General features: G+C 36.7%; 8 protein-coding genes. All 8 read right to left on the bottom strand.

Annotation, left to right across the window (positions count from 1 at the left end; translation table 11 throughout):
* Positions 1-134: 134 nt before the first annotated feature.
* Entirely contained in the window at positions 135-1,013 is an 879-nt protein-coding gene (gene dapA, locus KI369_RS07140; RefSeq protein ID WP_212955532.1) for a 4-hydroxy-tetrahydrodipicolinate synthase, read from the bottom strand.
* Between the two features lie 11 nt (positions 1,014-1,024).
* Positions 1,025-2,257 carry an aspartate kinase gene (dapG, locus tag KI369_RS07145; protein ID WP_144614497.1) on the bottom strand — a complete coding sequence of 411 codons (1,233 nt, stop codon included), beginning with the start codon at positions 2,255-2,257 and terminating at the stop codon, positions 1,025-1,027.
* 23 nt (positions 2,258-2,280) lie between these two features.
* Entirely contained in the window at positions 2,281-3,327 is a 1,047-nt protein-coding gene (asd, locus tag KI369_RS07150) for an aspartate-semialdehyde dehydrogenase (protein WP_000414854.1), read from the bottom strand.
* A 150-nt stretch (positions 3,328-3,477) separates the two neighbouring features.
* A complete protein-coding gene (dpaB, locus tag KI369_RS07155) occupies positions 3,478-4,077 on the bottom strand; it encodes a dipicolinate synthase subunit B (RefSeq protein WP_001049480.1) in 600 nt (199 codons plus the stop codon).
* The gene (dpaA, locus tag KI369_RS07160; protein ID WP_144614499.1) at positions 4,074-4,976 is read right to left on the bottom strand and encodes a dipicolinic acid synthetase subunit A; all 903 of its coding nucleotides are present in this window, start codon (positions 4,974-4,976) and stop codon (positions 4,074-4,076) included. Before dpaA ends, dpaB begins: the two co-directional genes overlap by 4 nt.
* 226 nt (positions 4,977-5,202) lie before the next feature.
* The gene (locus KI369_RS07165; RefSeq protein WP_212955533.1) at positions 5,203-5,454 is read right to left on the bottom strand and encodes a YlmC/YmxH family sporulation protein; all 252 of its coding nucleotides are present in this window, start codon (positions 5,452-5,454) and stop codon (positions 5,203-5,205) included.
* Between the two features lie 129 nt (positions 5,455-5,583).
* Entirely contained in the window at positions 5,584-6,825 is a 1,242-nt protein-coding gene (locus KI369_RS07170; protein ID WP_000592989.1) for a M16 family metallopeptidase, read from the bottom strand.
* Positions 6,826-6,911: 86 nt separating this feature from the next.
* Positions 6,912-7,811, bottom strand: a complete 900-nt coding sequence (locus KI369_RS07175) for a polysaccharide deacetylase family protein (protein ID WP_212955534.1) — start codon at positions 7,809-7,811, stop codon at positions 6,912-6,914.
* Positions 7,812-7,964 lie beyond the last annotated feature (153 nt).

A 7,964-nucleotide genomic window follows, 5' to 3' on the forward strand; every position in this document is an offset into this window, starting at 1 on the left:
TTTCTTATACATGTCGTAATTTATACTGAAGAAGTGGTTAATGATCTTATAAGAACACATATATGTAAGAAAAGATTGAGGAAGATTTTCTTACCATAAAAAAATGACCTAGTTCTACACTAGGTCATTTTTTATTAACGAGGGATAGATTGCATAACAGATTGTAACGTTACTCTTTCTTCTTCTGTTAATGGAAGAAGTGGTAAACGTACAGAACCTACATCTAATCCAACCATTTGTAACGCTGTTTTTACTGGCGTTGGACTTGGCGCCATAAATAATGAATCGGTTACTCTTACAAGTAATTGATGTAATTTTTGCGCCTTTTTAAATTCTCCTGCTTGGAATGCTGCAATCATTTCTTGCATTTCATTTCCAATCACATGAGATGCTACAGAAACGATACCTTTCGCTCCAACTGCCATAGCCGGTAACGTTAAACCGTCATCACCGCTGTATACTGCAAAGTCGTCCGCTGTTTTTTCAATGATTTCTGTCATTGTTAACACATCGCCGCCTGCATCTTTAATCGCAACAATGTTTTCTATTTCTGATAAACGAACAACTGTATCAACGGAGATTTGTACAATAGATCGTCCTGGAACGTTATATAGCATAACCGGAAGCAGCGTGCTTTCAGCGATTGCTTTAAAGTGCTGATACATTCCTTCTTGACTCGGTTTGTTATAATACGGTGCTACTAGCATAACTGCATCGACACCAACTTCTGTTGCCTTTTTAGTTAAGTCAATAGAAGCATGCGTATTATTGCTACCTGTTCCAGCGATTACGGGCACCCTTTTATCGACAACAGATACGACATGGCGATATAACGCTACTTTTTCTTCTGAAGTTAATGTAGGAGATTCTCCTGTCGTTCCTCCTACCACGATTGCTGTTGTACCGTTATCTATTAAATAATTTACCAATTTCGTTGTCTTTGCAAAATCGATATTTCCGTTTTTATCAAACGGAGTTACCATCGCGGTTGCAATTGTCCCAAAATCTATCATGGTCTCACTCCTTATTGTTCCAGTTGCTTTTCTTTTGAAAGCTCAAACGCACTATGTAATGCATTTACAGCCTCCACTAAATCAGTTTCTTTTACAAGAACCCAAATTGTCGTATGGCTATCTGCCGATTGCAGAATTTGAATACCTTTTTCCGCTAAAGCTGTAACGATTTTCGCAGTAACCCCTGGGTATCCTGCCATTCCAGCTCCTACAATAGATACTTTTGCACAATGCTCTGTCACAATTGGCTCATATCCAAGGTTTTTTAATAATTCAACTGCACGACTTGATACACTATCACTCACTGTATAAGCTACCCCAGTAGGTGAAATGTTAATTAAATCGACACTGATTCCTTCATTCGCCATTTCTTTAAACACATGCTGCTGCAAATCATATGCTGTTTCTTTTGCAAGCACTTTAATTTGCGTCACATTTGACACATGAGCGATACCTGTAACAGGACGTTCTTCTACATCACGGCCTTTTGTAGCACCGTCCGATGCTGAAATAAGCGTACCTTCACTATCAGAATACGTAGAACGCACACGAAGTGGTACTTTGGCATGCATCGCAATTTCAACTGCACGTGGATGAACGACTTTTGCACCTTGGTAAGCCATGTTACAAATTTCGTTATACGTTACTGTTTGAAGATGACGTGCATCTTTTACAATGCGAGGATCCGCAGTCATAACACCCTCTACATCTGTGAAGATATCGATATATTCAGCATGAAGCGCAACACCTAACGCTGAAGCTGAAGTATCACTACCTCCGCGTCCAAGTGTTGTCGTATCACCTTTTTTCGTTTGCCCTTGGAATCCTGTAACGACGATTACATCTATATTTTCTAATTCTTCATGTATACGATCGCAATTCATTTCAATAATCTTAGCATTTGTAAAATCATCATTTGTTACAAAACCAGCTTGTGCACCATTTAGCGCTGCTGCTTTTATACCGTTCTCATTTAACATGTTAGAGAAGACGATTGCTGAGATTAACTCTCCGCATGATAATAATAAATCTTGCTCACGATTAGAAATGTGAGATTCCTCTTGATTTACAAGACTTAACAAAGTATCAGTTGCATATGGTTCACCTTTACGGCCCATAGCAGATACGACAGTAACTACTTTATAACCCGCATCTAGCGATTTTTTTATATGATGAAGCGCATGCTTACGTCCATTTTCATCACGTACGGATGTGCCACCAAATTTTTGAACAATAATTTTCATATTTTACACCTTCTCTTAGCCGTTTACACTAATTGTAATTTTACTAAGCGCTCTGCAATTTGAACAGAATTCCATGCAGCGCCTTTTAATAAGTTATCAGATACGACCCAAAGATGGAATCCTTTATCGTTATTTAAATCTTTACGGATTCTTCCAACGAATACTTCGTTTTTACCTACTGCAGTAGCTGGCATTGGATATAACTGCTCTTCTGGGTTATCCTGCAGAACGATACCTTCCGCATTTGCAAGTAAGCTCTTGAATTCTTCTACTGTTACGCCTTCTTTTTCTACTTCAATGTAAACAGACTCAGAGTGACCTGATACAACTGGTAAACGTACACATGTTGCCGCTACTTCTAATTCAGGCATATGCATAATTTTTTTCGTTTCATTAATCATTTTCATTTCTTCAAACGTAAATCCATTATCTTGGAATTTATCAATCTGTGGAATCGCGTTGAAAGCAATTTGGAAATGTTTCTTATCACCTGATACAGGTAAAACATTCGCCTTCACTTCTTCACCATTCAAGATTGCTTGTGATTGTTCATGAAGTTCTTCAATCGCTGCCGCACCAGCACCTGATACAGCTTGATATGTGGAAACGATTACTCGTTTTAAACCATATTGCTGACGAACTGGCTCAAGAGCTACTACCATTTGAATTGTAGAACAGTTTGGATTTGCAATAATACCATTATGTTCTTTTAAGTCGTTTTCATTTACTTCAGGTACAACAAGTGGCACGTTTTCTGTCATACGGAATGCACTTGTATTATCAACAACAATCGCACCGCGCTTTGCTGCTTCTGGCGCTAATTGTTTTGATACAGATCCACCAGCACTAAATAGTGCGATATCTACTCCTTCAAAACTTTCAGGAGTTGCCTCTTGAACTGTAAATTCTTCGCCTTTAAATACAAGTTTCTTACCTGCAGATCGTTTAGATGAAAGTAACGTTAACTTCCCGATTGGAAATTCTCGTTTCTCTAAAGTATTTAACATTTGTTCACCAACTGCGCCGGTTGCTCCAACTACAGCGACATGAAAAGTTTTTTGCTTTTCCATCACTATGCCCCTTTCTAGATACCAATCCTTCTATAACTTAGAATCAGAAGGAGTATACAATACCCCTTCTAATCTTAATAACGTTAATTTTATCATATTCTACAGTAAGAATGATGGTTTCATCAAAAATTGTCCGTTTTTTTTCGTTTTTTAATTCATATATCTGAATTTTTCTACGACAACCGGTTGCAATTGCTTCCCTTGCAGCGCTTCTAATACTGTATCTTCCAGTAACTCCATACGAGCTACCATTGAGTTCGGTTTTTTCTCTGGCGCATCTTGACCGAATGGGACGAAGTAGATGTTTTTTGTTGCCATTAGGCGCATGAGATTCACCCCATTAAGTCCTAAAGCATCATTCGTCGAAACAGCTAATACGACAGGCTTGCCATTTCTTAACGTTGCTTTCGCTGCCATTAGTACTGGAGAGTCTGTCATTGCATTTGCAAATTTACTCATAGAATTTCCTGTTAGTGGTGCAATTACCATGCAATCTAGTGGAATTTTAGGTCCTAGTGGTTCTGCGCCAACGATGGAATTAATTGCTTTAAAGCCTGTTACTTCTTCAATCTTTTTAATCCACTCTGCTCCTTCTCCAAACCTCGTATTTGTTGATTGAACAGTGTAAGAAACAACGGGACGTACTTCTGCGCCCTCAGCAATTAACTTTTCTAAATGAGGCATTACTTCTTCGTACGTACAATGTGAACCAGTAAAACCAAACCCTATTCTTTTCCCTTTTAAATTCATTCCCCATTCTCCTTTCTTGCTATTACGTCTTCTGCCAGTAACTGAGAAAGAACATTCGCTAAAATTTGTCCGGCTGTTTTTGGAGCAACAATACCTGGTAACCCAGGTGCTAACAGTGCTTTTACTCCTCTTTTCTCTGCGTATCTAAAGTCGGTACCGCCTGGTTTAGAAGCTAAATCAATTACTAACGTATGAGCTGGCATTTTTGAAATGACATTGGCTGTCACGACGAGATGCGGAATTGTATTAATGACAATATCGATATTTCCTACTTCTTTCTCTATGTTTTGCATATGAAAAGGAGAAAACATCATTTCTGTAATACGTGCAATATGTTCCGATCGCCTTGCTCCAACTTTGACATGGGCTCCTAATGATTGAAATGCTCTGGCAACACTCATCCCTGTTCTACCAAACCCTAAAACCATTACATTAGAACCATGAATCGTATAGTCGGTATGTTGAATTACCATCATTAATGTACCTTCTACAGTTGGAATAGAATTGTAGATTGCCACATCATCACGATCAAATAATTTAATAAGTTTGCGGTTTGTAGTAGATACGAGATTTTCCAAGTAAGGCGTACCAATACCTGAATATATAGTAAAATGTTCTGGTGTCTTTTCAATTTGTTCTTTCGTTATAGAAACTTTTTCGTTTGAAAAAATAGTATCTACTTCTCCCTTGGCATTTGTACCTGCAACTGGCAAAATGATTGCATCTACAGAAGTGAAATCTAAATTTTGTATACTTTCTTTTGCTGCCCCTGTGAAGCCATGATCTAACTGATCAAACCCTATCAATGAAAGTTTCGCATCCAATTCAACTAGCTTGCGAATTACTTCTAGCTGTCTTGCATCTCCTCCTATGACAGCAATATGCATCTCAGTCAACATTCCCTAATTCACCTTCTTTTTCTGTCATTTATAAGAAAAGTGCCTACTTTTTCTTTTTCCTCCACATCATATGTAATGTACGAGTTTTAGGTGATTGAAAAACAAAAAGCACGTATGATTTCCCCAGCTCTTTGTATGCAAAAAGACCCCGGCTCAAAATCTCAATTAATATAAACTAATACTCAGAATAGAATGAACAAAAAAAGATGACCAAAATGGCCATCTTTCACTTCGAATTTGAACGATCCGTAATATCACAAAGGATCATATCATGCCCTACTTTTTTAATTTGGCTCCACCCTACTCTTATTTCTTGTGGTTCCTTTTTAAAACCTCCCCATTTCCCAATAGGTATGATAACAGCCTGTATTTGGCCATCCTTCTCATCAATCTCTAAATCCACATATCCTAAAACCCCCATTTTTTCGGCTCTTTCTAAATTTACAATCTCTTTACCGCTTAATTCACTTAATCGCATACGCTCTCCCCCTAACAAATTATCCATTTATGTTATCCATAATTAGTACCTATTCTGTACATCAAAAAAAAATAACCGTATCTCATTTAAAAGAGATACGATTATTTTTACATACTTCATATAAAACAATTATAGTTTTATTCCTTTTGGAAGTTTTCCATCTGGACTAATTAATGCTGCAGAGAATTCATCTGTAAACATGTTACGAATTAACCCATCTACATTTTCTTTTGTTACAGTATTTACACTTTCAATAATTTCATCAAGTGAACGGTGCTTACGAAGAAGCAATTCATTTTTACCATTACGGCTCATACGACTATTCGTACTTTCTAAACTTAACATTAAGTTTCCTTTTAATTGCTCTTTACTATTAATAAGCTCTTTTTCTGTAATACCTGTATTTTTCAATGTTTCTAATGTTTCTTGCATTGTTTCATACAGTGTATCTAATTGTTGGCTACCTGTTCCACCATACAGTGTTAACATACCTGTATCTTCATAAGAAGAATGGTAAGAAAATACTGAGTAAGCTAACCCGCGTTGCTCACGTACTTCTTGGAATAAACGGCTACTCATACTACCGCCTAAAACGTTATTTAATACAATTAAGTTATAAATATCTTCGTGCCCCATTTGTAAGCCTTTATATCCTAAACATAAATGAGCTTGTTCTGTTTCCTTTTTACGTGCTACCTTATTAAAATGGAAAATTGGGCTATGTACTTGTTCACGGTTTGTTGTTCCTTCATAACTACCGAAATATTGCTCTACCGTTTGTAAGAAGGCTTCATCAATATTTCCTGCAACTGAAACGACTACATTTTCAGGTGTGTAATGATCCTTAATATATTGGCGTAGCGTATCACCTGTAAACGTATCAAGTGTTTCTTCTGTTCCTAAAATAGGATATCCAAGCGGATGCGTTTCATATGTTGCTTTCGTTAACATATCATGCACAATATCATCTGGAGCATCTTCGTACATTTTAATTTCTTCACATACGACATTCTTCTCTTTTTTCAATTCTTCTTCATCAAATGTTGAATTAAAGAACATGTCTGCTAATACATCTAAAGCATATTTAGCATGCTCATCTAGCACTTTTGCATAGTAACAAGTGTATTCTTTTGAAGTAAAAGCATTCACTTGCCCACCAATGCTATCAAATGATTCTGCAATTTCACGTGCACTACGTGTTTCTGTCCCCTTAAAGAACATATGCTCTAAAAAGTGAGAAATCCCGTTATTTTTTTCATTTTCATTTCTTGATCCTGCATGGATCCAAATACCAATCGCAACCGATCTTACAGTTGGTATATTCTCCATAACTATTCTTACACCATTTTTACAAGTATATTTTTTAATCAAAAACTTTCCTCCTACTGCCAGTTTCTCTAAATAAGTGCTATTATTTAATGATAACAAGTTTAAGGATGAATGTCATGCAAATGTATTTAATCCACACGTTTTTCATCCAGTAATTCTGTTATATTCCCTACTTTATATCCTAGTTCCTTCAATTTTGTAATCATTGTATCTAATGCTTCTGCCGTTGACGAAGTAGGATGCATTAATACGATAGCACCTGGGTGTATTTTTCTCATTACTCTCTGCAATAGTACATCTGGCTCAGGTCGCTTCCAATCGATTGTATCGACAGTCCACATAATCGTTCCCATTTGGAAATCATCAGCGATTTTCACGACTTCATCCCGAAAACTTCCACTCGGCGGGGCAAACCATCTCACCTTTTGATTCGTAGCAGCTTCAATCATTCGATTTGTTTTTTGTAACTGCTCTCGTATTTCATCAGACGATAGCGTTTTCATATTAGGGTGCGTATAAGAATGATTTCCGACTTCTTGATTTGCATCGACAATCATTTTTGCAAATCGTAAATTTTCTTTCACCCAACGTCCTTCTAAAAAGAAAGTCGCCTTCACATCATGCTTTTTCAATATCTCTAATATACGAGGCAAGTACTCGTTTCCCCATGCCACATTTATTGTTAATCCCACCATCTTTTTATTCGGATGCCCCCTATAAATTGGAGCGGGTGATAAATCTTCTAAGTGGACACTCGGTGATACTTCCTTGAATTCAAGATGTTTTTGATCAAATTCCTTTAGCTTCTTCATATTGTTATAGGATGCTTCAATATCAACTTGTCTTCCATTATATCCTGGTGTTGCTTTCCATATCTTATCAATCATCGCATTTTGAGGTGCAATCTCATATTGTTTTGCATGCTTTTGAATTTCTTCATATAAGTTATCCTGTGCAAAAACGGAATAAGAGCCTACACTGACATATAATAAGAATATACATATGCATGCCAATATACGAGCTTTCATATAAACCCTCCCATTAACTATATACAAACCATTTTTCTTCTTATCTTTGTTAATTTGAGCGTTATAATGAAAACTATACCTATGCTGACATAAAAATATATATAAATCATATTTTTACATAACAAAAAAAGCCAGTTAAACTGGCTTTTGCTT

Source organism: Bacillus sanguinis (assembly GCF_018332475.1).
Classification (GTDB): Bacteria; Bacillota; Bacilli; order Bacillales; family Bacillaceae_G; genus Bacillus_A; species Bacillus_A sanguinis.